Origin of the sequence: Pseudomonas sp. PS01303 (assembly GCF_029959385.1) — a bacterium.
Lineage (GTDB): Bacteria > Pseudomonadota > Gammaproteobacteria > Pseudomonadales > Pseudomonadaceae > Aquipseudomonas > Aquipseudomonas rustica.
Genome location: NZ_JASCPK010000015.1, coordinates 14968 through 40825, shown reverse-complemented (window position 1 = coordinate 40825; position 25858 = coordinate 14968). Strand labels below are relative to the sequence as shown.

The window sequence follows — 25858 nt, the reverse complement described above, 5'->3', positions numbered from 1 at the left end:
TGATACAAATTGGTGCGTTGTGAGAACTGCGACACGCCGCCGCATCCCAGCCCCGTTGGCGATCCAGCCTGCCGACTAATTATTTCAAGACGTCATCCGTTCTCATTGGTGAATGGTTCCGGGTACCGAACCCCGACCAGACAGCATTCCGCAGCCTTGCGCGGTCGGCACAGACCGCGCCCTGCATGCCCTTGAGGGCGTGACGCAGCAACCCGATTCCACTCAGCAAGCCGACTTCAGGCAGGAAACCTCATGACCGACGCGTTCGACATCCCCAGCACTCTGGTCCAAGCCCTCCAGCGCCGCGCGGCCCTGACGCCGGATCAACTGGCCTTGCGTTTTCTTGCCGAAAACGAAGAACAGGCTGTGGTGCTCAGCTATCGCGAACTCGATCAACGCGCGCGCACGATTGCTGCCGCATTGCAGGCTGAGGCGGGATTTGGTGATCGCGCGGTGTTGTTGTTTCCCAGCGGCCCGGATTACGTCGCGGCGTTTTTTGGTTGCCTGTACGCGGGCGTGATCGCAGTGCCGGCGTATCCGCCGGAATCGGCGCGCCGACACCATCAGGAACGTTTGCTGTCGATCATCGCCGACGCCGAACCGCGTCTGCTGCTGACCAGCGCCGACCTGCGCGACGCCTTGCAGCAGATCGAAGGCGCGCCGCCGCTGTTGTGCGTCGACACACTCGACAATGCGCTGGCCGAAAAATGGCTTGAACCGAACCTGCCGCCAGAGCACATCGCCTTCCTGCAATACACCTCCGGCTCGACCGCGTTGCCCAAAGGCGTGCAGGTCAGCCACGGTAATCTGGTCGCCAACGAACTGTTAATCCGCCACGGTTTCGGCATTGATGTGAACCCGGATGATGTGATCGTCAGTTGGCTGCCGCTGTATCACGACATGGGGTTGATCGGCGGTCTGCTGCAACCGATCTTTAGCGGCGTGCCGTGCATTCTGATGTCGCCGGCGTACTTCCTCGGTCGGCCCCTTCGCTGGCTCGAAGCGGTTAGCCAATACGGCGGCACCATCAGCGGCGGGCCGGATTTCGCTTACCGTTTGTGCAGCGAACGGGTCAGCGAATCGGCGCTGGAGCGTCTCGACCTGAGCCGCTGGCGCGTGGCCTATTCCGGTTCCGAACCGATCCGCCTCGACACCCTTGAACGCTTCGCCGACAAGTTCGCGGCGAGCGGTTTCAGCGATGACAGTTTCATGGCCTCGTACGGTCTGGCCGAGGCCACGCTGTTCGTCGCCGGCACCCCACGCGGCACCGGCATTCCTGCACTGCGCGTGGACGATCAAGCGTTGGCGCAAAATCGTGCCGAGCCGGGCGATGGTTCCCCGATCATGAGTTGCGGTATCAGCCAGCCTGAGCACGCGGTGCTGATCGTTGAGCCCAACACGCTCGTAGAACTCGCCGACAATGCCGTCGGCGAAGTCTGGGCGACCGGCCCGAGCATTGCCCTCGGTTACTGGCGCAACCCCGAAGCCAGCGCCAAAACCTTCGTGCAGCACGCTGGCCGCACCTGGCTGCGCACTGGCGACCTGGGTTTTATCCGCAACGGCGAACTGTTCATCACCGGTCGCCTGAAAGACATGCTCATCGTGCGCGGCCACAACCTCTATCCGCAGGACATCGAGCAAACCGTCGAGCGTGAAGTTGAAGTGGTGCGCAAGGGCCGCGTCGCTGCATTCGCGATCAATCAGAATGGCGAAGAGGGTATTGGCATCGCTGCAGAAATCAGCCGCAGCGTGCAGAAAATCCTGCCGCCGGAAGCGTTGATCAAAGCCATTCGCCAAGCCGTGGCCGAGGCGTATCAAGAAGCGCCGAGCGTGGTCGTGTTGCTCAATCCCGGCGCACTGCCGAAAACCTCCAGCGGCAAATTGCAGCGCTCAGCGTGTCGCAATCGTCTGGCCGATGGCAGCCTCGACAGCTACGCGGTGTTCCCGTCGAGCGTCTCTGAAACTCAAGAATCGATAGCCAGCGCCTCCGAACTTGAAACGCTGATCGGCAAAATCTGGGCTGAGCAACTCAACGTCAAACAGGTCAACGCCGACGATCACTTCTTCCTGCTCGGCGGCAACTCGATCGCTGCCACGCAAGTGATCGCCCGTGTTCGCGAAGCACTCAGTCTGGAGCTGAGCCTTCGCCTGCTGTTCGAAGCGCCGACCCTCTCCGCGTTTGCCGCCGCAGTCGCCCAGCAACAACAGGACGGCGGCAGCGCGCAAGGTGAAATCACCGCGCTGTCACGTTCCGAGCCGATGCCGCAATCGCTGGCGCAAAACCGCTTGTGGATCACCTGGCAACTCGACCCGCACAGCAGCGCCTACAACATTCCCGGCGGCCTGCGCTTGCGTGGCGAACTCGATGAAGACGCACTGCGCGCCAGCTTCCAGCAATTGATCGAGCGCCACGAATCCCTGCGCACGCGTTTCTTTGAACGTGACGGCGTAGCTCTGCAACAAGTCGATGCGGCAGCCGATTTCAACCTGCAGTTGATCGACATCAGCGACCTGCCAGCCGATGAACGCGAAGGCCGCGCGCAGCAGATCCGCGACGACGAAGCCCGCACTCAGTTCGATCTGGAGAAAGGCCCGCTGCTGTGGGTGACGCTGATCCGTCTCGATGACGAAGATCATCAACTGCTGGTGACGATGCACCACATCATCGCTGACGGTTGGTCGCTGAACGTGTTGATCGACGAGTTCTCGCGCCTGTACGCCGCGGCCTCGCAAGGCGCAACGGCCAACCTCGCGCCGCTGCCAACCCAATACGCTGACTACGGCAGTTGGCAGCGCCAATGGCTGGCGCAAGGCGAGGGCGAGCGGCAACTGGCTTACTGGAAAGCGCAGTTGGGCGACGAGCATCCAGTGCTGGAACTGGCCACCGATCATCCGCGCTCGGCGCAACACAAACACAGCGCTGCACGTCACACCGTGCGTCTGGACGTCAGCCTCAGCGAGGCGATTCGCAACACAGCGCAAGCGCATCAATCGACACCGTTCATGCTGTTGCTCTCGGCGTTCCAGAGCCTGCTGCATCGCTACAGCGGTCAGCGTGATATTCGCATCGGCGTGCCCAACGCCAACCGTCCGCGCCTGGAAACTCAAAGCCTGATCGGCTTCTTCATCAACACCCAAGTGCTGCGCGCCGAGATCGATTCGCGCCTGCCATTCGTTGAGCTGCTGGCGCAAACCCGCCAGGCCACACTCGGCGCACAGGCGAATCAGGATCTGCCGTTCGAACAACTGCTCGAAGCTTTCCCGCAGGCCCGCGAACAAGGTCTGTTCCAGATCATGTTCAATCACCAGCAACGCGACCTCAGTGCGCTGAAGCGCCTGCCGGGTCTGCTCGCCGAAGAGTTGCCGTGGCACAGCCGCGAAGCCAAGTTCGACCTGCAACTGCACAGCGAAGAAGACCGTAATGGTCGCCTGACGTTGTCCTTCGACTACGCCAACGAACTGTTCGACGCCGCGACTATCGCGCGACTGGCCGAGCATTTCAGCAACCTGCTGCGCGCCGTCTGCGAACGTCCAGAACAAGCCATCGGCGATTTGCAATTGCTCACCGTCGGCGAACACGATCAGCAGAAAAACTGGAGCGTCGCGCCGTGCGCCCCGGCACAACAATGGCTGCCCGAACTGCTCGCCGAACAAGCGCGGCAAACCCCGCAACGCACCGCGCTGGTGTGGGAGGGCGGTAGCCTCGATTTTGCCGAACTGCACATGCAAGCCAACCGCCTCGCGCACTATCTGCGCGACAAAGGTGTCGGCCCGGACGTTTGCGTGGCCATCGCCGCCGAGCGTTCGCCACAACTGTTGATCGGCCTGTTGGCGATCATCAAGGCCGGCGGCGCTTACGTGCCGCTGGATCCGGAATACCCGGCTGATCGCCTGGCTTACATGCTCAGCGACAGCGGCGTCGAATTGCTCCTGACCCAGACCGAACTGCTCGGCCGTTTACCGGCCAGCGACGGCGTCAGCGTGATCGCCATGGACGCCCTGCACCTGGAAAACTGGCCGAGCCAGGCCCCGGGTCTGCACTTGCATGGCGACAACCTCGCCTACGTGATTTACACCTCGGGCTCCACCGGCCAGCCGAAAGGCGTCGGCAATACGCATGCGGCACTGGCCGAACGTCTGCAATGGATGCAGAGCGCTTACGCGTTGAATGAAACCGATGTGCTGATGCAAAAGGCGCCGATCAGTTTCGACGTCTCGGTGTGGGAATGCTTCTGGCCGTTGATCACTGGCGCGCGCCTGCTGATTGCCGGCCCTGGCGAACACCGCGATCCGCATCGCATCGCCCAATTGGTGCAAGAACACGGCGTGACCACGCTGCACTTTGTACCGCCGCTGCTTTCGCTGTTCATCGACGAACCGCTGAGCGCCGAATGCACCAGCCTGCGCCGCGTTTTTTCCGGTGGTGAAGCGCTGCCCGCTGAACTGCGCAACCGCGTGTTGGCGCAACTGCCGGCGGTGCAATTGCACAACCGTTACGGCCCGACCGAAACCGCGATCAACGTCACCCACTGGCATTGCAGCACTGCAGATGGCGAGCGTTCGCCGATTGGCCGGCCGCTGGGCAACGTGATTTGCCGCGTGCTCGACGCTGATCTCAATCTTGTACCGGCCGGTGTGCCGGGTGAGTTGTGCATCAGCGGCATTGGTCTGGCTCGCGGTTACCTCGGTCGTCCTTCGTTGACTGCCGAGCGTTTTGTCGTTGATCCATTGGGCGAGCATGGCGCACGTTTGTACCGCACTGGCGACCGCGCGCGCTGGACGTCTGACGGCGTGATCGAATACCTCGGTCGCCTCGATCAGCAGGTCAAACTGCGTGGTTTCCGTGTCGAACCGGAAGAAATCGAAGCGCGGTTACTCGCTCAGGACGGCGTCGCCCAAGCCGTGGTGCTGGTGCGCGAAACCGCTGCCGGCGCGCAACTGATCGGCTACTTCACCGCGACCGATGCCAGTGAACATCACGACGAACAAATCGCTCGTCTGAAAACCGCACTCGCCACCGAACTGCCGGAATACATGGTGCCGGCGCAACTGATGCGCCTCGACGCTATGCCGCTCAGCCCCAGCGGCAAACTCGACCGCCGTGCCTTGCCCGAGCCGCAATGGCAAGTGCGTGAACACGTCGAACCAGTGACTGAGCTGGAACAGCAAATCGCCGCGATCTGGCGCGAAGTCCTTGGCCTGAGCCTGGTCGGTCAGCGCGACGACTTCTTCGCCCTCGGCGGCCACTCGCTGCTGGCCACGCAAATCATCTCGCGCACCCGTCAGGCCTGCGACGTCGAGCTGCCGCTGCGCGCGTTGTTCGAGCACAGCGAACTCGGTGATTTCGCCGAACAGATTCGCTTGATTCAGGTCAGTGGCCGCACCAACAAGCAGCCGCCAATCGCCAAAGTCGACCGCAGTAAACCAGTGCCGCTGTCGTACTCGCAACAGCGCATGTGGTTCCTCTGGCAGATGGAACCGGACAGCCCGGCGTACAACGTCGGTGGCATGGCGCGCCTGCGTGGCGTGTTGCACGTCGAGCGTTTCGAGGCTGCGTTGCAAGCGCTGATGCTGCGCCACGAAACCCTGCGCACGACGTTCCCGAGCGTCGATGGCATCGCCCGTCAACAGGTGCATGCCGAGACCGGCGTGCGCATGGGCTGGAAGGATTTCTCGAAAATTGCCGCCGATCAGCGCGAGCAACAGGTTCAGCAATTCGCCGATGAAGAAGCGCATCTGCCGTTCGATCTGGAAACTGGCCCGCTGCTGCGCGCCTGTCTGGTGAAGACCGCCGAGCACGAGCATTACTTCGTGCTGACCCTGCACCACATCGTCACCGAAGGCTGGGCGATGGATATCTTCGCCCGCGAACTCAGCGCACTGTACGAAGCGTTTGTCGACGACCGCGATTCGCCGCTGCAACCGCTGCCGGTGCAGTACCTCGACTACAGCGTCTGGCAGCGCAACTGGCTGGAATCCGGCGAGCGACAGCGCCAACTCGATTACTGGACGGCGCAACTCGGTCGCGAACATCCGTTGCTGGAATTGCCCGGCGACCGCCCGCGTCCGCCGGTGCAAAGCCACCAGGGCGAGCTGTTCCGTTTCGACCTGAGCGACGACCTCGCGACGCGGGTTCGTGCGTTCAACGCGCGAAACGGTCTGACCTTGTTCATGACCATGACCGCCGCGCTCGCCACGCTGCTTTACCGCTACAGCGGGCAGACCGATCTGCGCATCGGCGCGCCGGTGGCCAACCGTATTCGGCCGGAAAGCGAAGGGCTGATCGGTGCGTTCCTCAACACCCAAGTGCTGCGTTGCCAGCTCGACGGCATGATGTCGGTCGGCGAATTGTTCGAGCAGGTTCGCCACACGGTGATCGAAGGGCAATCGCACCAGGATCTGCCGTTCGATCATCTGGTTGAAGCCTTGCAGCCGCCGCGCAGTGCCGCGTACAACCCGCTGTTCCAGGTGATGTGCAATGTGCAGCGCTGGGAATTTCAGCAAAGCCGCATGCTCGCCGGGATGACCGTCGAATATCTGGCCAACGATGCGCGGGCGACCAAGTTCGACCTCAACCTGGAAGTCACCGACCTCGACCATCGTCTCGGTTGCTGCCTGACGTACAGCACCGATTTGTTCGATGAGCCGACCATCGCGCGCATGGCCAGACATTGGCGCAACTTGCTCGAAGCGTTGATCGCCGATCCGCAACAGCGCCTCAGTGAATTGCCGCTGCTTGACGCGCCCGAGCAACAGCAACTGCTCGACAGCCTCGGCATCGAGCCGGGCGAGCATCGTCTCGACCAGTGCATTCATCACCTCTTCGCCGAACAGGCACTGGCGCGCAAAGACGCAGCGGCCCTGACTTTCGCCGGGCAGACTTTGAGCTACGCCGAACTCGACGCGCGTGCCAATCGTCTGGCCTGGGCGTTGCGGGCGCGTGGCGTCGGCCCGCAAGTGCGCGTAGGCCTGGCACTGGAGCGTTCGCTGGAAATGGTCATCGGCCTGCTGGCGATTCTCAAGGCCGGCGGCGCTTATGTGCCGCTGGATCCGGAATACCCGCTCGACCGTCTGCATTACATGATTGAAGACAGCCGCATTGGGCTGCTGCTCAGTGATCGCGCGATGTTTAAAGCGCTCGGCGATCTGCCTCCGAGCGTGGCGCGTTGGTGCCTGGAAGACGACAGCGCGGCGCTCGCCGATTACCCGGCCACTGAGCTGCCGTTTATCAGCCTGCCGCAGCATCAGGCCTACCTGATTTACACCTCGGGTTCGACCGGTAAGCCGAAAGGCGTGGTGGTTTCCCACGGCGAAGTCGCCATGCACTGTCAGGCCGTGATCCAGCGGTTTGGCATGCGCCCGGACGACTGCGAACTGCACTTCTATTCGATCAACTTCGATGCGGCGACTGAGCGTTTGTTGGTGCCGCTGCTCAGCGGCGCGCAAGTGGTGCTGCGTGCGCAAGGTCAGTGGGACGCGGAAGAAATCTGTGGTTTGATCCGCAAGCATAAAATCAACGTGCTCGGTTTCACCCCGAGCTACGGCAGCCAGTTGGCGCAGTTCCTCTCTACGCAAAACGAGATCCTGCCGGTGCGGATGATCATCACCGGCGGTGAAGCGCTGACCGGAGAGCACCTGCAACGCATTCGTGCAGCGTTCAAACCGGCGATGTTTTTCAACGCTTACGGCCCGACGGAAACCGTGGTCATGCCGCTGGCCAGTCTGGCGCCGGAGGTGCTGGAAGAGGGTGCGGGCAGTGTGCCGATCGGCAGCGTGATTGGCGCGCGTGTTGCGTACATTCTTGACGCCGATCTGGCGCTGGTGCCACAGGGCGCGACCGGTGAATTGTTCGTCGGCGGCGCGGGTCTGGCGCAGGCGTATCACGATCGTCCGGGCATCACTGCTGAGCGTTTTGTCGCGGATCCGTTTGCCGCTGACGGCGGACGCATGTACCGCACTGGCGACCTGGTACGCCAGCGTGGCGATGGCTTGGTTGAATACCTGGGCCGGATCGACCATCAAGTGAAAATTCGTGGTTTCCGCATCGAGTTGGGCGAAATCGAAACCCGTCTGCTTGATCACGCTTCGATCCGCGAAGCCGTGGTGCTCGCCCTTGATGCGCCAAGCGGCAAACAACTGGTGGGCTATCTGGTGACTGAAGTCGCCGAGCAAAGCGAAGCCAGACAGGCTGAACTGCGCGAAGCCCTCAAGTCACACCTCAAGACACAACTGCCGGATTACATGGTGCCGACGCACCTGATTCTGCTGGCGAGCATGCCGCTGACCGCCAACGGCAAACTCGATCGTCGTGCTTTGCCGGCGCCGGATCCGGAGCTCAATCGCCAGGATTACGTGGCGCCGAGCAACGAATTGGAACAGACCCTGGCGCAGATCTGGTGCGCGGTGCTCAATGTCGAACAGGTCGGCCTCAACGACAATTTCTTCGAACTCGGTGGCGACTCGATTCTGTCGATTCAAGTGGTCAGCCGCGCGCGTCAGCAAGGCATTCATTTCAGCCCGCGTGATCTGTTCCAGCATCAGACTGTGCAGACCCTCGCCGCAGTAGCCAGCCGCAGCGAACAAGTGACAGCGGAGCAAGGCTTGGTGACCGGTGAATCGCGTCTGACGCCGATTCAGCATTGGTTCTTCGACACGGAAATTCCGGAGCGTCAGCACTGGAATCAGGCGCTGTTGCTGGAGCCAACCGTGGCGCTGCAACCGCATCGTCTGGAGCAAGCGCTGCTGGCGGTGATCGAGCAGCATGATGCCCTGCGTCTGCGCTTCACCGAGTCCAACGGCCAGTGGCAAGCGACGCACCAACCGGTGTCGGATGCGGCGGTGTTGTGGCAAGTGCGCGTGCCGTCGATGGAAAAGTGTGAAGCGCTGTTCGCCGATGCGCAGCGCAGCCTCGACCTTGCGCAAGGCCCGCTGCTGCGTGCCGTGCTGGTCGACGGCCCGGAAGCTCAGCAACGCCTGTTTATCGCGATTCATCACTTGGTGGTCGATGGCGTGTCGTGGCGCGTGATGCTCGACGATTTGCAAACCGTGTACCGCCAACTCGACGCCGAGCAAGCGGTGAAACTGCCAGCAAAAACCAGTGCCTTCAAAGACTGGACCGCACGCTTGCAGGCCTACGCCGGTAGCGAATCCCTGCGCGAAGAACTCAACTGGTGGCAAACCCAGTTGGCCGGTCAGAACGCCGATCTGCCTTGCGAAAACCCGCAGGGCGGCCAGCAGAATCGTCATGCACAAACCGTCAGCGTGCGCCTCGATGCCGAGCACACCAAACAGCTGCTGCAACAGGCGCCGGCCGCTTATCGCACGCAGGTCAACGATCTGCTGCTGACGGCACTGGCCCGCGTGCTGTGCCGCTGGAGCGGTCAGCCTTCGGCGCTGATTCAACTGGAAGGCCACGGTCGCGAAACCCTGTTCGACGAAATCGACCTGACTCGCACCGTCGGCTGGTTCACCAGTGCTTACCCGCTGCGCCTGACCCCGCACAACATCGAAGAGGCCGCAGGGCAGGGCGCTTCGATCAAGGCAATCAAAGAGCAACTGCGCGCGATACCGCACAAAGGTCTGGGCTATGGCGTGCTGCGTTATCTGGCCGATGATTTCACTCAGCGCAGCATGGAGGCGCTGCCGCATGCACCGGTCACCTTCAACTACCTCGGCCAGTTCGACCAGAGCTTCGCCAGCGATGCACTGTTCCGCCCGCTGGATGAGCCGGTTGGCGCTGCCCACGATCCGCAGGCGCCATTGCCGAATGAATTGAGCGTCGACAGTCAGGTGTATGGCGGTGAATTGCTCTTGCGCTGGACGTTCAGCGCCGAGCGTTACGACGCGCAAACCATCCATGATCTGGCCGATGCGTACCTCGGTGAGCTGCAAAGCCTGATCGGCCATTGCCTGCAAGACGAAGCCGGTGGCCTGACGCCGTCGGACTTCCCGCTGGCCAAACTGACTCAGGCGCAACTTGATGCCTTGCCGGTGCCGGCCGCGCACATCGAAGACGTCTATCCGTTGACGCCGATGCAGGAAGGCATGTTGCTGCACACCTTGCTCGAACCGGGCACCGGTCTGTACTACATGCAGGATCGCTACCGCATCAACAGCGAACTCGACGCCGAGCGTTTTGCCCAGGCGTGGCAAGCGGTGATCGCCCGTCATGAAGCGTTGCGCGCCTCGTTCTGCTGGAACGTCGGCGAAGACATGCTGCAAGTGATTCACACGCCGGGTCGCACACCAATCGAATATCTGGACTGGAGCGCCATCGCCGAAACCGAGCAGGAACCGAAGCTGCAAGCCTTGCTGAAAAGCGAGCGTGAGGCCGGGTTCGATCTACTCAATCAGGCGCCATTCCATCTGCGCCTGATCAAGGTCGGCGCGGCGCGTTACTGGTTCATGATGAGCAACCACCACATCCTTATCGATGCCTGGTGCCGCTCGTTGCTGATGAACGACTTCTTCGAGATTTACACCGCTCTGGGTGAAGGTCGCAAAGCGCAACTCGCCGTGCCGCCGCGTTATCGCGATTACATCGGCTGGCTGCAACGCCAGAGTCTCGCCGAAGCACGGCAGTGGTGGCAGCAGAACCTGCAAGGGTTCGAGCGCACCACGCCGATCCCGAGCGACCGTCCGTTCCTGCGCGAACATGCCGGTGAAAGCGGCGGCATGATCGTCGGCGACCGCTACACCCGCCTCAAAGTCGAGGACGGTGCGCGTCTGCGTGAATTGGCGCAGGCGCATCAGTTGACCATCAACACCTTCGCCCAAGCGGCGTGGGCCTTGGTGCTGCGACGCCTGAGTGGTGATCGCGACGTGCTCTTCGGCGTCACCGTGGCCGGGCGGCCGGTGGAAATGCCGGAGATGCAACGCACCGTCGGTCTGTTCATCAACAGCATCGCGCTGCGGGTGCAGATGCCGGCAGACGATGAACGCAGCAGCGTGCGTCAGTGGCTCAGTGCTTTGCTCGACAGCAACATGCAACTGCGCGAGTACGAATACCTGCCGCTGGTGAACATCCAGGAACAAAGCGAATTGCCGAAAGGCCAGCCGCTGTTCGACAGCCTGTTCGTCTTCGAAAATGCCCCGGTGGAAGTCTCGGTACTGGATCGCGCGCAGAGCCTGAACGCGACCTCGGACTCCGGACGAACCCACACTAACTTCCCGTTGACGGCGGTGTGCTACCCGGGCGATGACCTTGGTCTGCACCTGTCGTATGACCAGCGTTATTTCGACGAATCGACCATCGAGCGCATGCTCGGCGAGTTCAAGCGTCTGCTGCTGGCGCTGGTCGAGGGCTTCCATGGCGACATGGCTGATCTGCCGCTGCTGGGCGCTGAGGAGCAGGATTTCCTGCTGCACGGTTGCAACCAGAGTGCCCACGATTATCCGCTGGAGCAGAGCTATGTGGCGCTGTTCGAAACGCAGGTTACCGCGCATCCGCAACGCATCGCCGCGACGTGCCTTGATCAGCAACAGAGCTATGCCGAGCTGAACCACAACGCCAACCGTCTCGGCCATGCACTGGTCGCGGCGGGTGTGCAGACGGATCAACCGGTGGCGTTGCTCGCCGAACGCAATCTCGACCTGCTCGGCATGATCATCGGCAGCTTCAAGGCGGGCGCGGGTTATCTGCCGCTGGATCCGGGTCTGCCGAGTCAGCGTTTGCAACGCATCATCGAGCTGAGCCGCACGCCGGTGCTGGTGTGCAGCGAGGCGTGTCGCGAACAGGCGCAGACCTTGCTGGATGAATTCAGTTGCGCCAATCGTCCACGGCTTCTGGTTTGGGAAGAAGTGCAGGCTTTGGCGTTGTCGGCGACGAATCCTGGCATTTACTGCGGCCCGGACAACCTCGCTTACGTGATCTACACCTCGGGCTCCACCGGCCTGCCGAAAGGCGTGATGGTCGAACAGCGCGGCATGCTCAATAACCAGTTGAGCAAGGTGCCGTACCTGAATTTGAGTGACGCCGATGTGATCGCGCAGACCGCTTCGCAGAGCTTCGATATTTCGGTCTGGCAGTTCCTTGCCGCGCCGCTGTTCGGCGCGCGAGTGGACATTGTGCCGAATACGATTGCCCACGATCCGCAAGGTCTGCTGAAGCATGTGCAAGCGCAAGGCATCACCGTGCTGGAGAGCGTGCCGTCGCTGATTCAGGGCATGCTCGCTTCGGATCGCCTGAGTCTCGATGGCTTGCGCTGGATGTTGCCGACCGGTGAGGCGATGCCGCCGGAGCTGGCGCATCAGTGGTTGCTGCGTTATCCGCAGATTGGTCTGGTCAACGCGTATGGCCCGGCAGAATGTTCCGATGACGTGGCGTTCTTCCATGTCGACATGGCCTCGACGCGCGGCAGTTATTTGCCGATCGGCACACCGACCGACAATAACTTGCTCTATCTGCTCGATGGCGCGCTGGAACTGGTGCCGTTGGGTGCGGTGGGTGAGTTGTGTGTGGCGGGCACGGGCGTCGGTCGCGGTTATGTCAGCGATCCGCTACGCACCGCGCCAGTGTTTGTACCGAACCCGTTCGGCGCGCCGGGCGAGCGTCTGTATCGCACCGGTGACCTGGCGCGGCGGCGTAGCGATGGTGTGTTGGAGTACGTTGGCCGCGTCGACCATCAGGTGAAAATTCGTGGTTACCGGATTGAGCTGGGTGAGATCGAAGCGCGTCTGCATGAACAGCCGGAAGTGCGCGATGGCGCAGTCGGTGTGCAGGAGGGCGTCAACGGCAAGCACTTGGTTGGTTATCTCGTCGCAGCAGACTCCGCGTTGAATTCGAGCGAACGCCTTGAGCGGATCAAGCAGCGTCTGCGCGCCGAACTGCCGGAATACATGGTGCCGTTGCACTGGTTGTGGCTCGATCAACTGCCGCTGAATGCCAACGGCAAACTTGATCGCAAAGCCTTGCCGGCGCTGGAGATCGGTCAACTGCAGAGTCAGGATTACCTGGCGCCGCGCAATGAGCTGGAGCAGACGCTGGCGGACATTTGGGCCGAGGTGTTGAAGGTCGAGCAGGTCGGTGTGCGCGATAACTTCTTCGAACTGGGCGGGCATTCGTTGCTGGCCACGCAGATCGCTTCGCGTGTGCAGAAATCCTTGCAACGAGATGTGCCGCTGCGGGCGATGTTCGAGTGCAGCACGGTGGAGGAGTTGGCCGAGTACATTGATGGGCTGGCGGCGAGTGACATTACCGAGGAGAAGGTGGATCGGTTGAATGATCTGATGGCGGAGCTGGAAGGACTGTAAAGATCAAAAGATCGCAGCCTGCGGCAGCTCCTACAGAGAACATCGCGTTTCCTTGTAGGAGCTGCCGCAGGCTGCGATCTTTTTGCTTTCAGGCGTCAGCGACTTCAACACAAACCGCATCATTTCCCCGATTGACGACAACCAACCGGCAGCTCAGTCTGCCGGTTCTGTTTTTTACCGCGCAGGTGAATCGATGCCCTTCTTTACGGTTGACGGACAAGCGCTGCATTACATTGATCAAGGCACCGGCCCGGCGGTACTGCTCGCCGGCAGCTATCTGTGGGATCAGGCCATGTGGGCGCCGCAGATCGCCGCGCTATCGCCACACTACCGGGTGATCGCCCTCGATCTGTGGGGCCACGGCGAGTCAGGCCGGCTACCGGAAGGCACCGCCTCCCTGGACGACATCGCCGGGCAGGCGCAGGCCTTGCTCGATCATCTACAGATTGATCAGGTCACTCTCGTCGGATTGTCGGTCGGCGGAATGTGGGGCGCACGTCTCGCGCTGGCGGCACCGCAGCGGATCAACGGGCTGGTGCTGATGGACACCTACCTCGGCGTCGAACCGGAACCTACCCGCCAGTACTATTTCTCGCTGTTCAAGCAAATCGAAGACACCGGCGAAATCTCCGAGCAACTGCTCGACATCGTCGTACCGATCTTCTTCCGCCCGGGCATCGATCCGCAGTCGCCGCTGTATCAGGCATTCCGCGCGAAACTGGCGGCGTACAGCGCAGATCGCCTGCGCGAAAGCATCGTGCCGATGGGGCGCATCACCTTTGGCCGCGAAGATTTGTTGCCGCGTCTGGGCGAATTGAACGCTGCCAGCACGCTGGTGCTGTGCGGCGATCAGGACAAACCGCGCCCACTGTCAGAGGCCAAGGAAATGGCCGCGTTGATTGGTTGCCCGTGGGCGCTGGTGCCGGAAGCGGGGCATATCTCCAATCTGGAGAATGCGCAGTTTGTGACGGAGGTGTTGATTGCCTTTTTGTCTGAACAGAAGCGTTCCATCGCCTGAACCACCTTTCTGCATCCCGCGCTACTGTCAACTCTGACAGTAGCGCGGCTCTCTCGAACAGGCATCAAATGGCTTCGCCCGGTGTGGGCTGAATCGTGTGATCGCCGACAGGAGAGTCGTCATGTCAAATCAATCAGCAAATGATCCTGAACTTCCGGTTCCATTGGTAGTAGATGCGTCGTACAACTCGACTTTGTCCCCTGGCAAGGCGTTGAGCGGTACAACTGTACGAATTGATTTTCCGGGGCTCAGTACCGCACATACTGTCCGGCTCTTTTGGGCACGGCCCGGCCATATCGAGGAATTTACCACCCAGTCAAAGGGCGCTTCACTTCCCGCAGAGGTGTTTATTTCAGCGTCGCTCGTTGGTCTATCTGTCGGTAAAACCGTGCAGGTTTGGTATGAGGCAAGTTCGGGCGGGGACGTGATGCTTTCTCACAAACTCGATCTGACCGTAGAACACATTCCCCCCGCCGATTTGCCGGAGCCGCGGTTACCCGATGTCGTCATGATCGAAGGTACTGTATTTCTGGACATGCGCAGGTTCTCAGGTAACGCGCGTGTGCAGCTTGCCCCTTGGTGGCTCATCGAACTGGGGCAGCACATGTGGATCAGCGTAGTCGGGCAACGCAATTATCCTACCCATGAAACGCTGGAATTGGTCACGGCGCGGCAAGTGACCTCCGAGGAGGTCAGCAACGGTCTGGAATTGACCATTGATCGAAGCTGGTTGAGTGGACTCGACGATAAATCGGCTTTGACGCTGAAGACGTTTGTTACGTACGACAAAGGCTCGAATATTGAGACCGCGCATGAATTGCCACGCTGGACCAATATTTTGCTGAAGTCAGATACCGATTTACCGGCACCTACCGTCGAACAGACGTTGAACGGTGTGCTGAACCCGGAACTGGTCTCGGAAAAAGTGACCATCGTTATCAAGTACGACGGCATGCGCTTGACTGACAAGATCAAGCCGTTTTGGCGTGGCACTCCGGGAGACGGTTCGCCTGAGCTGGCAACTGTTCATGGTAATGCTGAAGGGACTGTTGAAGTTGCCGTAAGCGCATCGGCAGTGGCCGCCAATGAGGGTAATACGGTCGAAGTGAGCTACATGGTCGAGCGCGATGACATCGAGCGACCTTCACCGATTACTCGAGTGACAGTGCAGAAGCAGCGCTATGTTCATGTAGAAAATTTTGATGATCAGGAGGTGAAACTTGTCAGTGTCGCTGACGATTACACATTCAATTTACCCACCATGTCGATCAAGTTGGTTGAGGGCGCAGAACCGGCAGGCATCATGCGTTATGGCTACACCACCGTCGGGTTCATTGAACAACTTTCTTTTGGCATGTGCATTAACTCGAGCATGACCACGCCACCCCAACGCATTCAGTTTGATTTTCAGGCGGATTACGAGCGGATTTCGTTCACGTGGGCCCATCTGCACCATAAGGGTGTCGTAACGTATTTCGATATCAATGGTGATATTTTGGGAACGCGTGAATATCACGGGATAAACGAAGGAGGCGATCTGCATCAATTGATCGATTTCGTCGCCCCTGACCAATCTCGAATCAAGAGCATGCAAGTTGTGGCGCAGGACTATAGCTTTCTGGACTTTTTCACAATGTGTGGTTGATCCTTTAAGCCAAAAAAAGCCCGCTACTTAGAGCGGGCTTTTCTCATTACTTAGGCCCAAGAATCTGCGCCAATTTGTCCGGTGAAGGCGCGCCTTGCTGCTGTTGCAGTTCGCCCTTGGCATCCATGTAGAAAATCGCCGGGGTGGCCTGCAAATCCAGGTCTTCCATCAACTGCATGTTCGCCGCCAGTTTGGTTTGCACGGCTGCGGGAATATCTTTCAAGGCCTTGAGCGAGCTGCCCTTGCCAGCCTTCTCGTGATCTTCCAGAGCTTTGGCCGGGTCTTTTGCGGCCAGCAGTGCAGCGGATTTGCCCGGGCTGTCTTCGCGGATGATGCCGACCATGATGTGGCGCAATTGCACCTTGCCGGATTTCACCCAGGGCCGCGCCTGTTCCCAGAACATGTTGCAGTACGGGCAGTTCGGGTCGCTGAACAGATACACGGTACGCGGTGCATCTTTGTTGCCGTCCTGAATCCAGTTGCTCGCCTCGAACTTGGCCCAGACTTCCTTGGCCATTGGCGCGTAGACCAGTTTCTGCAACGGTTCGCTGCTCAAGTCCTTGCCGTCGGCATCGTACATATTGCCGAGAATCACGTGTTTGCCATCCGCGGTCAGGTACAGCGCCATGCCGCGATTCTGGTATTGCGCCGCATAGCCGCGCAAACCGTCGGGAGCATCGAACTGGCCGACGATTTTCGCGCCTTTGGCTTCGATCTGTTTGATCGCGGCCGGCAGTTCTTCAGCGGCCTGCACGGACGGCAGGTGCAACAGGGCAGTGCCCAGAGTCAGCGTCAGCAGGTGGCGGAGGCGGGGCATGGCAGTTTCCTTGCAGAGTTGACCGTCGCTGCGGCCGGATTGGGACTTGAAGGCGCGGTGTCGAAGTTTTCCAGCGCGCGCGCCAGGCTGGCATTGGACAACTCGCCCAAGTGGCTGCCCAGCAGGCGGCCATCAGGGCTATAGAACAGCGTAGTCGGCAAAGCCATGGAACCCACGGCTTGACCGAGTCGGCCGCCGCGATCGAACAACACGTTGTTCAAACTCAGGCCTTGGGTTTCGAGAAACGTCGCGACACTTTGCATGCTTTCGGCCTGATTGACGAACAGGAAGGTCAGGTCGGGACGTTGTTGCTGAGCGTTTTCCAGCACCGGCATTTCCCGTCGGCACGGCGGGCACCAGGTCGCCCAGAGGTTGATCACCAGCGGGCCACCCTGATAATCGCTGAGTTTGACCGTCTCCCCGGCGGCATTGCGCAGGGCAATGTCCGGCAGGCGCGTGCCCTGTTCGTAAATGTTCAGTGACAGCGTCGCCAGCAGCCAGAACACCACGCCACTGGCTACGCCAAAACCCAACGGTCGACGCAAGCCCGGACGACGCCAGCCGCGATACAGCGCTGCCAACAGCAAAACGATCACCCCCGGCCAGGCCAGAAAACCACCATCGCGCAGGTCGATGATTTGCCACGGGTCATTGCGGTAGTGCGACCAGTACATCAGCACAAACGCGATGCGCGCGGCCAACATGCCCAGCAGAAACAGACTGAACAGCGCCGACTCGGGGTTATCACCGCCGCGCTTGGCCACCCGCCAGCCGACAAACGTCGCCAGCGCCAAAGCACTGATCAGCAGCAGGTGGTTAAGCGCGATGGCAAAAGTGCCGAGGGTGAAAGTCAGCATTAATTGGCGTCCCGGGTGGTGGCCCAGCGTTGCAGGAAGGCGTCGGCATCGACTTCGCCGGTGATGCGCTGGCTGCGGCGTTCTTCGCCGTCAGTGCCGATCCAGACGAAACTCGGTGGCCCCGGCACTTTGTAACGGCTGAGCAGTTCGCGGCTGGCAGCGTTGTCGGCGGTGACATCGAGCCTGAGCAGACGCACATCGCTCAGCGCCTGCATGACCTTATCCTTGCCGAACACCTGTTTCTCCATGACTTTGCACGACACGCACCAGTCGGCGTAGTAATCGAGCAGCACCCACTGGCCCTTGGCTTTCGCAGCATCCAGTTCGCTTTGCAAAGCGGCAGGATCCTTGATGGTGGTGAACGCTTCGTGGCCATTCGGTGCGGCGCTTGCGGTGCGACCGGCACTGTAAACCTGCAGTGGTTGGTACGGATCATCACTGCCGCCCGCCGCGCCGATCACCAGCAAACTGCCCCACAAACCCAGCAGCAGTGCAGTGGCGCCGAACATCTGCGCAACCCGGCCAAAGCCTTCGGATTGTTTCCAGGCGCTGTAAGCAGCGATCAACAGCAGCGCACCGCACAGGCCCAGCCACAACGACGGATCCAGCACCGGACGCAGCATCAGCAACGCGGTAGCAAGAAAGAGGAAACCGAACACGCCTTTAAGCAGGTTCATCCACGCGCCCGGTTTTGGCAGGAAGCGATTGCCGACAGTCACCAGCAGCAACAGCGGTACGCCAATACCAATACCCAGCGAGAACAGAATCAAACCGCCGTGCAGCGCATTGCCACTCTGCGCGATATACAGCAATGCTCCGGCCAGCGGCGCGGTCATGCACGGGCCGACCAGCAGACCGGACAACGCGCCCAAAACACCGGCGCCAATCAGGCTGCCACCACTGCGACTGCGTGAGGCGTGTTCAAGACGATCACGCAGCGCCACCGGCAGTTGCAGTTCAAAGAAGCCGAACATCGGCAACGCCAGCACCACGAAGATCGCGGCAAAGGTGCCGAGCAGCCAAGGGTTTTGCAGCCACGCTTGCAGGTTGGCACCGAGCAGCGCGGCAATCACGCCCATCGCGGCATACACCAGCGCCATGCAAATCACATAACTGCCGGCCAGCGCAAAACCTCGACGCGGAGTGGCGCCGCTGCCGACGACCATGCCCGCCAGAATCGGCAGCATCGGCAACGTGCAAGGGGTGAAGGCCAGCAACAGACCAAGGCCGAAGAACACCAGCAAGCTCCAGCCCAGCGCGCGCTGTTGCAGGCTGCTGGCCAACGCTTGATCCGGTGCTTCGGTACTGGCGGCGACGGCGGCTTTGCCCCCCAGATCAATCACGCGGGTTTGCGGCGGGTAGCACAGGCCAGCATCGGCACAGCCCTGATAGCTGACTTTGATCTGGCCGCTGGCCGAGGCCGGGATTTTCACTTCCAAGCCTTGGCGGTAAACCGGTTGCTCACCGAAAAACTCATCGCTGTGGGATTCACCTGTCGGCAGCGCTGGCTGTTGTTCAGCGGTCAGACCATCGAATTTCAGGCGTTTCTGATACAGGTAGTAGCCGTCGGTGATTTGCCAGAACAGCTGGGTTTCACCGGATTCCAGGCGTTCGGAGGTGAGCACGAACGCCTTGTCGACCGGCAAAAATTCCGGTTTTGATTCGAAAGGATTATTCCCGGCCTGGGCCAGACTCGAAATCAGCAGTGCAAAAAAAAGAAAAAAATGACGCATGGAGGAGCCTTGTCCCTGTGCAAGTGGGGTGAACAATGGGCGGTGGCGATTAACCGATGATTAACCGCCATCCCCATTGATTACGGATGGGGAGTCCGACGCCAGCGCACAGAAGCTTACAGGAGAGTTCAGTCCTTTATCAGCCCGGGCCAAGAGACGTCGGAAACAGCATGGGGCCCGGTTATTTTTTTCGAGCTTTGTTCATATTTCAGATACTGATTGTCGTCCAGGAAGACGTAAAAATATCTATCGAAGGTCGGGTAGTCGTTTGTTACTGCAGTCATCATACGGTATTTGTATTGTTCCAATTCTGCCCAAGGAGAGTTTTTCAGGGGGCGTATTTCGAATGCTTTAGAATAAAGGTCATAGACTAAATAGTTGCCGTCATTCATTAAAAACCAATAAACTTCCTTGTCGGCCGAACTTTCGGCCCACATGACGCCCACTATGTTGTAGAAGTAAGGTTGTAACACTGCCCATATGGACTGTTCGATAGGTTTTTTTGAGCGGGCTTTGTCGGTTTTCTGGTTGAACTCGCAGACGTAAGGTGCATCGTCTTCCTCATAGAATAGCCAGAGGGTATCGTTACCCCCGTCCCAGCTGGGGGCAGTGGTGGTGAAGCCAAAGTACAAATATTCGGCAGCCTTGTCGAAACCATGCCAATGATCGGTAACAATGGCGGGATAGCCGGGGGGAACTTTATTGTCTCCAAGGTTGAAGCGCTTATAGCAGTTATAGTCTTTGAAAAAGAAGTAAATACGGTCGGGGCCGGAGCGCCAATCAACCGCTACAAAGTTTTTGCTCATGTTAAAACTCACATTGAAGATGTTATTAAAAGTAATGGGGGTGTGTTGCGGGTTTAACTTGTTTGGGCACAGCGTGGCGGATGATTAACCTCACCGGAAACTCGCCTGCCCGACAGGCGCCTCGATGAATCGGTTCAATCGCGTAATAGTCCTGGCCAGTTTCCATCATTGACGTCAGTCGGTCCTGCGAGCAATTCACGCGTCCAAAGGTTGAACCTGAGGTACTGGTTTCCCGTCAGAAAAACATAGTAATGACTCTCTGCCAGTGACCGGTCGTTTTGCACGGCGGTTACGATCCTGTCTTTAAAGTGGGTCAGCGCGGGGTAGAGAGCGTCGATAGGGAAGAGGCGTAGTGTGTTTACGTCATTCGTGAGATTCAGAAGCAGGCAGGTACCATCATTGAGCAAGAACTCAAACTCCCGAGGCTGCTGTGCTCGTTCTCGCCAAGTACCAGCAACAATTCGATCGAAGAAGGGTTCCAATTTAGACCAGGGAGATTTGGAGAGGGGCATGAAGCTATTAACTTTGTCGAGATCCTGATCGTATTTGCAGACCATGGGTTGCTCGCGGTCATAGTAGAATAACCACAAGATATCGGAGTCAAACGCCAGATATTCTGCGTTTTTGAAACCTGTGGTGGTGAAACCGAAACGCAAATTTTCAACGTGGATATGGAAGTCATGCCAGTTTTGGTATCCGACGGTAGTGGGGTGGCCGTCAATGACGCGGTTATCCTCAATATCGAATCGAGAGTAGGTCTCGGGGTCTTTAAAGAAGAAGTAGATTTTGTCTTTTCCTGCGCGCCAGTCGACGGCAACGAAGTTCTTTAGTTTAGGCATAATTGTTCCGTATTTAAGTTATTAGCAGGATTGATCCTGTGGTGTAGACAGTAATCTAATAACGGTTAAAAGTGAGGTGGGCATGTTGTTCTGTTTATTTCTATACTTTAATATTAAAATGTGGCCTCGATAAGTTGGATATTTAACAGAGGCTGTTTAACAGGGCTCGCCGAGCCACCGTTGCTTCTGCTCTTCTCGTCAGCGAAATCACTTGCCATAATTGCCACTTAATCTTTGTCTGTTCGAATCGCCTTTTTTGCTCACGGAGCTCCCATGCACGTACTGGTTTGCGAAGACGATGAGCTGATCGCCAGCGGGATCGTTGCCGGTCTCACGGCTCAAGGGCTGACCGTGGAGCACGTCAACACCGCGTCGAAAGCGCGGGCGATGCTCAAGGTCGCGGAATTTGACGTGATGGTGCTCGATCTCGGCCTGCCCGACGAAGACGGTCTCAAGTTGCTGCAACAATTGCGGCAAAGCGGCCTGGAGATTCCGGTGCTGATTCTGACCGCGCGCGATTCGGTCACAGACCGCGTCGACGGCTTGCAGGCCGGCGCCGACGATTACCTGCTAAAGCCCTTCGATCTGCGCGAACTGTTCGCGCGTCTGCAAACCCTGTTGCGCCGCGTCGCCGGTCGCAGCGTCAATCTGATCGAGCACGGCGCATTGACCTACGACCCGAGCAGCCGCGAAACCATGCTCGCCGGGCAACCGGTCGACCTGTCGCGACGCGAGCAATCGCTCCTGCAAGCCCTGCTGCACAATCGCGGCCGGGTGCTTTCCACCGAGCAGTTGAAAGACAGCGTCTACGGCTTCAACGATGAGCTGGAAAGCAACGCACTCAACGTGCACATCCACCACCTGCGCAGCAAACTCGGCAAAGGCATCGTCGAAACCGTGCGCGGTCTGGGCTATCGCCTGGGCCCGGCGGATGGCGGAGATCAAGGCAAGTGATGAGTCTGCGACTGCGCCTAAGCCTGACCCTCGGCGCCGCGTTCGCGCTGATCTGGGCGCTGGCCGCGGCCTGGATGCTCAGCGACCTGCGTAACCAGATGATGTTTTCCCTCGACCAGCGCCTGGTGGCGTCGGCGCGCATGGTCGCCGGTTTGTTGGAGCAGTTGCCGGCTCTGCCGAGCAAAGGCGAGGGCACTCACTTCAGCGCGGAGCAACTGAACATTCCCGGCGGCATGGCGTGTCAGGTCAGTTCGTTACGCGGGGAAATTCTCGCCCGCAGTCACAACAATCCTGAACAAGCGCTGGAAGCCGAGAAAATGGGTTTCCACGATCAGATGATCGACGGCGCGCCGTGGCGCAGTTTCACCCTCGCGCGCGGCGACGTGCGCATCACCACGGCGGATCGGCAGATCGAGCGTGAGGCGCTGAACATGTCGATTCTGCTCGCCGCTTCGGTACCGGTGGGCGTGGCGTTGCTTGGCTGCTTGTGTCTGCTGTGGCTGGGCATCGGTCAAGGATTGGCACCGCTCAATCGACTGCGCGAAGCGTTGATGCGGCGTAATGCCGACTCGCTGGAACCGTTGCAGTTGCAGTCATTTCCCAGCGAATTGAAACCTCTGCTGGATACGCAGAATCAGTTGTTCCAGCGCATTGGTAAAACCATCGAGCGCGAACGCCGTCTGACCGGTGACGCCGCCCATGAACTGCGCAGTCCGCTGACGGCAATCAAGACTCACCTGCAGGTCGCGCGCATGACCGAAGGCAGCGCCCGCGATCAGTCGCTGGCGCGGGCCGAGGAGGGTGCTGACCGCTTGCATCGAACCCTAGAGCAATTGCTGTTGCTGGCGCGGGTTGAGGGCAGTTTGTCGTTCGACGACGGCTCGCAATGCAGTGCCGAGCAAGTCGCGCGTTTGGCGATTCAGGATGCCACCGGCGGCGAGCGGCTGCGGATCAAACTGCAACTGCCTGCCCAACTGTCGGAGGCGCCGTTGCAAATGCCGGCGGTGTTAGCGATTGCCGCGTTGCGCAATCTGCTCGACAACGCGCTGCGCCATACACCGGAAGATTGCGCGGTGGAAGTGAGCATGGAGACTACCGGCAACCGCGTGCGTTTTGTCGTGCGCGACCATGGCCCGGGCATTGCGCCGGACGATTTGCAGCACCTGACCCAGCGTTTCTGGCGCAATGGTCAGAGCACTGGTTGCGGCCTCGGTCTGGCGATTGTTCAGGCGATCGTTCAGCGTTGTGATTGCGCCCTGCATTTCGACAGCCGCGCGGATGGGTTGCGCGTCGAACTGAGCATGCCGCTGCAACCCCTCTGATACCACTCCCTACTGTAGGAGCTGCCGAAGGCTGCGATCTGTTGATTTTGCTCTTCAAGATCAAAAGATCGCAGCCTTCGGCAGCTCCTACAGGGGTTACTCATTAAATGTAACTTCTTGGCGGTCGCTATCCGTTGGTGTGAGGGTTAAGGTCAGCCCCAGCTTTATCTCAATGGATTGAGGAAACTGCGCCATGGAAGCCCCCATCTGCATTCGTCCCGCCACTCTGGCTGACGCCGGCATCATCAGCCGCATCATCGAACGTTCTATCCGCATCGGCTGCGCACTTGATCATCGCAACGACCCCCGACGGGTCAGCGAATGGATTTCCCGACAGTCAGCTGAAGACATCAGCGCCTGGTTCGCCAACCCGCAGCTCTACCTCAACATCGCCCTGCTCGACGACAAACCGGTCGGCGTCGGCATGGCCACAGCGAATGGCGATATCACGTTCTGTTACGTACAGCCGGAGTGTTTTCGACGCGGTGCAGGCAGAGCGCTGATGGCAGATCTTGAAGGCTGGCTGCGCATTCGCGGGGCGATCCATTTTCAACTCAACAGCACCCGCACCGGTGAGCCGTTTTATCACCATCTGGGCTACCGCGAATCCGCGCCAGCCCTTAACGACAAAGGCCTGCAGACACAGCCCATGAGCAAGCCGTTGGCAGACTCCAGCTGACAACTCGATCAAGGGTCTAAATCCTCGACACGCTGAAGCGTTTCCAGAACAGGAAAACCTGCAAGTGCGCCCCGCGACCGGAACGCGCACCTGCCCGGTGTGCTGTTTTGGTCACTATCCATAGCGTATTGAGGGTCGAGAGATGTCAGTCGCCACCAGCCTTATTGAAGAGTCGTCGGCCCGGGTCACCTCGGTGCCGGCGGAAACGCTGTACCAGTTCAACGAGTCGCCGCTGCTCGCGCGTCAGGCGCAACAGGAATCCAATGCCCGCAGCTATCCGCGGCGCATTCCGCTGGCGCTCAAGCGCGCCAAAGGTCTGTACGTTGAAGACGTTGAAGGGCGCACGTTCATCGATTGCCTGGCCGGTGCCGGCACGCTGGCGTTGGGGCATAACCACCCGGTGGTGATCGAAGCGATCCAGCAAGTGCTGGCCGATGAATTGCCGCTGCACACGCTGGATCTGACCACGCCGGTCAAGGATCAATTTGTTCAGGATCTGTTTGCTTTGCTGCCAGCGGCTTTGGCAGCAGAAGCGAAAATCCAGTTCTGCGGCCCAACCGGTACTGATGCCGTGGAAGCGGCTTTGAAACTGGTGCGCACGGCCACCGGACGCAGCACCGTGCTGTCGTTCTCCGGCGGTTATCACGGCATGAGCCAGGGCGCGTTGAGCCTGATGGGCAGTCTGGGGCCAAAGAAACCGTTGAGCGCGTTACTCAGCAACGGCGTGCAGTTCATGCCGTTCCCGTACGACTACCGTTGCCCGTTCGGTCTCGGTGGCGCGGCGGGTGTGAAGGCCAACCTGAGCTATCTGGACAACCTGCTCAACGACCCCGAAGCCGGCGTGCAACTGCCCGCAGCGGTGATCGTCGAAGCAGTGCAGGGCGAGGGCGGTGTGATTCCGGCCGATATCGAGTGGTTGCGCGGTTTACGCCGGATCACCGAGAAGGCCGGCGTCGCATTGATCGTCGACGAGATTCAAAGCGGATTCGCCCGCACCGGCAAGATGTTTGCCTTCGAACACGCTGGCATCGTGCCAGACGTGGTGGTGCTGTCCAAAGCCATCGGCGGCAGCCTGCCGCTGGCGGTGGTGGTCTATCGCGACTGGCTCGACACCTGGCAGCCGGGCGCGCACGCCGGCACCTTCCGTGGCAACCAGATGGCGATGGCTGCCGGGTCGGCGGTGATGCGTTATCTGGTCGAACACAAGGTTTGCGAACATGCCGCCGCCATGGGCGAACGCTTGAGCGAGCACTTGCGGATTCTGCAGCGCGACTTCCCGCAACTCGGCGATATTCGCGGTCGCGGTCTGATGCTCGGGGTTGAACTGGTCGACCCGAACGGTGCGGCGGATGCGCTCGGCCATCCGCCGGCCTTCGCCCGTCTGGCGCCGCTGGTACAGCGTGAATGCCTCAAGCGCGGGCTGATTCTGGAGCTCGGTGGTCGGCATGGCGCCGTGGTGCGTTTTCTGCCGCCGCTGGTGATTACTGCGGCGGAGATCGACCGTGTCGCCGAGATCTTCGGCCGCGCGTTGGCCGCTGCCACCACCGCTGTGTAAATTTTTCGCCGCGCCGAACGTTCTTTCTTTATACCCGGCTGCACCCGTTGTGCAGCCCACCCTTACAACGATGGAGAACCAGCATGACGTCAGTATTCGACCGCGAGGACATCCTCTTTCAGGTCGTGGTCAACCACGAAGAGCAGTACTCGATCTGGCCGGACTACAAGGCCGTGCCGGAAGGCTGGCGCACCGTGGGCAAGAGCGGCCTGAAAAAGGAATGCCTGGCCTACATCGAAGAAGTCTGGACCGACATGCGTCCGCTGAGCTTGCGTCAGAAGATGGAAGCGCAGGTCGCGGCGCAGTAAGTCATCAGGCAAAAACAAACCCGCTGAACCGGTGACGGTTAGCGGGTTTTTTTATGTCCTTAAAAGATCGCAGC

The 25858-nt window shown here is 59.8% G+C and carries 13 protein-coding genes; 8 read left to right on the top strand and 5 right to left on the bottom strand.

The annotated features are described in order from the left end of the window. The first annotated feature begins 252 nt into the window (after nucleotides 1-252). From QMX93_RS07625 to QMX93_RS07615, 3 genes are all read left to right on the top strand, one after another. Nucleotides 253-13251 (top strand): non-ribosomal peptide synthetase, encoded by a 12999-nt coding sequence (locus QMX93_RS07625; RefSeq protein WP_282354230.1) that lies wholly within the window; start codon nucleotides 253-255, stop codon nucleotides 13249-13251. A 193-nt stretch (nucleotides 13252-13444) separates the two neighbouring features. Continuing rightward, nucleotides 13445-14269: an alpha/beta fold hydrolase gene (locus QMX93_RS07620; RefSeq protein WP_282354227.1), complete on the top strand. Its 825-nt coding sequence runs from the start codon at nucleotides 13445-13447 to the stop codon at nucleotides 14267-14269. A gap of 121 nt (nucleotides 14270-14390) precedes the next feature. After that, nucleotides 14391-15914: a hypothetical protein gene (locus tag QMX93_RS07615; RefSeq protein ID WP_282354225.1), complete on the top strand. Its 1524-nt coding sequence runs from the start codon at nucleotides 14391-14393 to the stop codon at nucleotides 15912-15914. 46 nt (nucleotides 15915-15960) lie between these two features. On the opposite strand, the gene dsbG is transcribed toward QMX93_RS07615, so the two are convergent. From dsbG to QMX93_RS07590, 5 genes are all read right to left on the bottom strand, one after another. Further along, on the bottom strand, nucleotides 15961-16731 hold the full coding sequence (gene dsbG / locus QMX93_RS07610) for a thiol:disulfide interchange protein DsbG (RefSeq protein WP_053122222.1): 771 nt from the start codon (nucleotides 16729-16731) through the stop codon (nucleotides 15961-15963). Next, entirely contained in the window at nucleotides 16707-17588 is an 882-nt protein-coding gene (locus QMX93_RS07605; protein ID WP_053122220.1) for a TlpA disulfide reductase family protein, read from the bottom strand. Before QMX93_RS07605 ends, dsbG begins: the two co-directional genes overlap by 25 nt. Further along, nucleotides 17588-19321 carry a protein-disulfide reductase DsbD gene (dsbD, locus tag QMX93_RS07600; protein ID WP_282354221.1) on the bottom strand — a complete coding sequence of 578 codons (1734 nt, stop codon included), beginning with the start codon at nucleotides 19319-19321 and terminating at the stop codon, nucleotides 17588-17590. The genes QMX93_RS07605 and dsbD overlap by 1 nt, the downstream gene beginning before the upstream one ends. Nucleotides 19322-19449: 128 nt before the next feature. Then, the gene (locus QMX93_RS07595; RefSeq protein WP_282354219.1) at nucleotides 19450-20127 is read right to left on the bottom strand and encodes a hypothetical protein; all 678 of its coding nucleotides are present in this window, start codon (nucleotides 20125-20127) and stop codon (nucleotides 19450-19452) included. A gap of 134 nt (nucleotides 20128-20261) precedes the next feature. After that, on the bottom strand, nucleotides 20262-20966 hold the full coding sequence (locus QMX93_RS07590) for a hypothetical protein (protein WP_282354218.1): 705 nt from the start codon (nucleotides 20964-20966) through the stop codon (nucleotides 20262-20264). Between the two features lie 273 nt (nucleotides 20967-21239). Here QMX93_RS07590 and QMX93_RS07585 point away from each other — a divergent pair, with 273 nt between their 5' ends. The 5 genes from QMX93_RS07585 (at nucleotide 21240) to QMX93_RS07565 (ending at nucleotide 25784) form a co-directional block, all read left to right on the top strand. Then, nucleotides 21240-21920, top strand: coding sequence for a response regulator (locus tag QMX93_RS07585; protein ID WP_053122214.1), 681 nt, complete (start codon nucleotides 21240-21242; stop codon nucleotides 21918-21920). After that, nucleotides 21920-23242: an ATP-binding protein gene (locus tag QMX93_RS07580; protein ID WP_282354216.1), complete on the top strand. Its 1323-nt coding sequence runs from the start codon at nucleotides 21920-21922 to the stop codon at nucleotides 23240-23242. The genes QMX93_RS07585 and QMX93_RS07580 overlap by 1 nt, the downstream gene beginning before the upstream one ends. Before the next feature lie 193 nt (nucleotides 23243-23435). Next, complete coding sequence (locus QMX93_RS07575) at nucleotides 23436-23921, top strand: GNAT family N-acetyltransferase (RefSeq protein ID WP_282354214.1); 486 nt, start codon at nucleotides 23436-23438, stop codon at nucleotides 23919-23921. A 142-nt stretch (nucleotides 23922-24063) separates the two neighbouring features. Continuing rightward, a complete protein-coding gene (locus tag QMX93_RS07570) occupies nucleotides 24064-25476 on the top strand; it encodes an aspartate aminotransferase family protein (RefSeq protein ID WP_282354212.1) in 1413 nt (470 codons plus the stop codon). A gap of 83 nt (nucleotides 25477-25559) precedes the next feature. After that, nucleotides 25560-25784 (top strand): MbtH family protein, encoded by a 225-nt coding sequence (locus QMX93_RS07565; RefSeq protein ID WP_053122206.1) that lies wholly within the window; start codon nucleotides 25560-25562, stop codon nucleotides 25782-25784. The last annotated feature ends 74 nt before the right edge of the window (nucleotides 25785-25858 follow it).

What these genes read in the sequence shown, in the direction of transcription:
- QMX93_RS07625 (WP_282354230.1), top strand. Translation starts at nt 253, where the DNA reads ATGACCGACGCGTTCGACATCCCCAGCACTCTGGTCCAAGCCCTCCAG.
- QMX93_RS07620 (WP_282354227.1), top strand. Translation starts at nt 13,445, where the DNA reads ATGCCCTTCTTTACGGTTGACGGACAAGCGCTGCATTACATTGATCAA.
- QMX93_RS07615 (WP_282354225.1), top strand. Translation starts at nt 14,391, where the DNA reads ATGTCAAATCAATCAGCAAATGATCCTGAACTTCCGGTTCCATTGGTA.
- dsbG (WP_053122222.1), bottom strand. Translation starts at nt 16,731, where the DNA reads ATGCCCCGCCTCCGCCACCTGCTGACGCTGACTCTGGGCACTGCCCTG.
- QMX93_RS07605 (WP_053122220.1), bottom strand. Translation starts at nt 17,588, where the DNA reads ATGCTGACTTTCACCCTCGGCACTTTTGCCATCGCGCTTAACCACCTG.
- dsbD (WP_282354221.1), bottom strand. Translation starts at nt 19,321, where the DNA reads ATGCGTCATTTTTTTCTTTTTTTTGCACTGCTGATTTCGAGTCTGGCC.
- QMX93_RS07595 (WP_282354219.1), bottom strand. Translation starts at nt 20,127, where the DNA reads ATGAGCAAAAACTTTGTAGCGGTTGATTGGCGCTCCGGCCCCGACCGT.
- QMX93_RS07590 (WP_282354218.1), bottom strand. Translation starts at nt 20,966, where the DNA reads ATGCCTAAACTAAAGAACTTCGTTGCCGTCGACTGGCGCGCAGGAAAA.
- QMX93_RS07585 (WP_053122214.1), top strand. Translation starts at nt 21,240, where the DNA reads ATGCACGTACTGGTTTGCGAAGACGATGAGCTGATCGCCAGCGGGATC.
- QMX93_RS07580 (WP_282354216.1), top strand. Translation starts at nt 21,920, where the DNA reads ATGAGTCTGCGACTGCGCCTAAGCCTGACCCTCGGCGCCGCGTTCGCG.
- QMX93_RS07575 (WP_282354214.1), top strand. Translation starts at nt 23,436, where the DNA reads ATGGAAGCCCCCATCTGCATTCGTCCCGCCACTCTGGCTGACGCCGGC.
- QMX93_RS07570 (WP_282354212.1), top strand. Translation starts at nt 24,064, where the DNA reads ATGTCAGTCGCCACCAGCCTTATTGAAGAGTCGTCGGCCCGGGTCACC.
- QMX93_RS07565 (WP_053122206.1), top strand. Translation starts at nt 25,560, where the DNA reads ATGACGTCAGTATTCGACCGCGAGGACATCCTCTTTCAGGTCGTGGTC.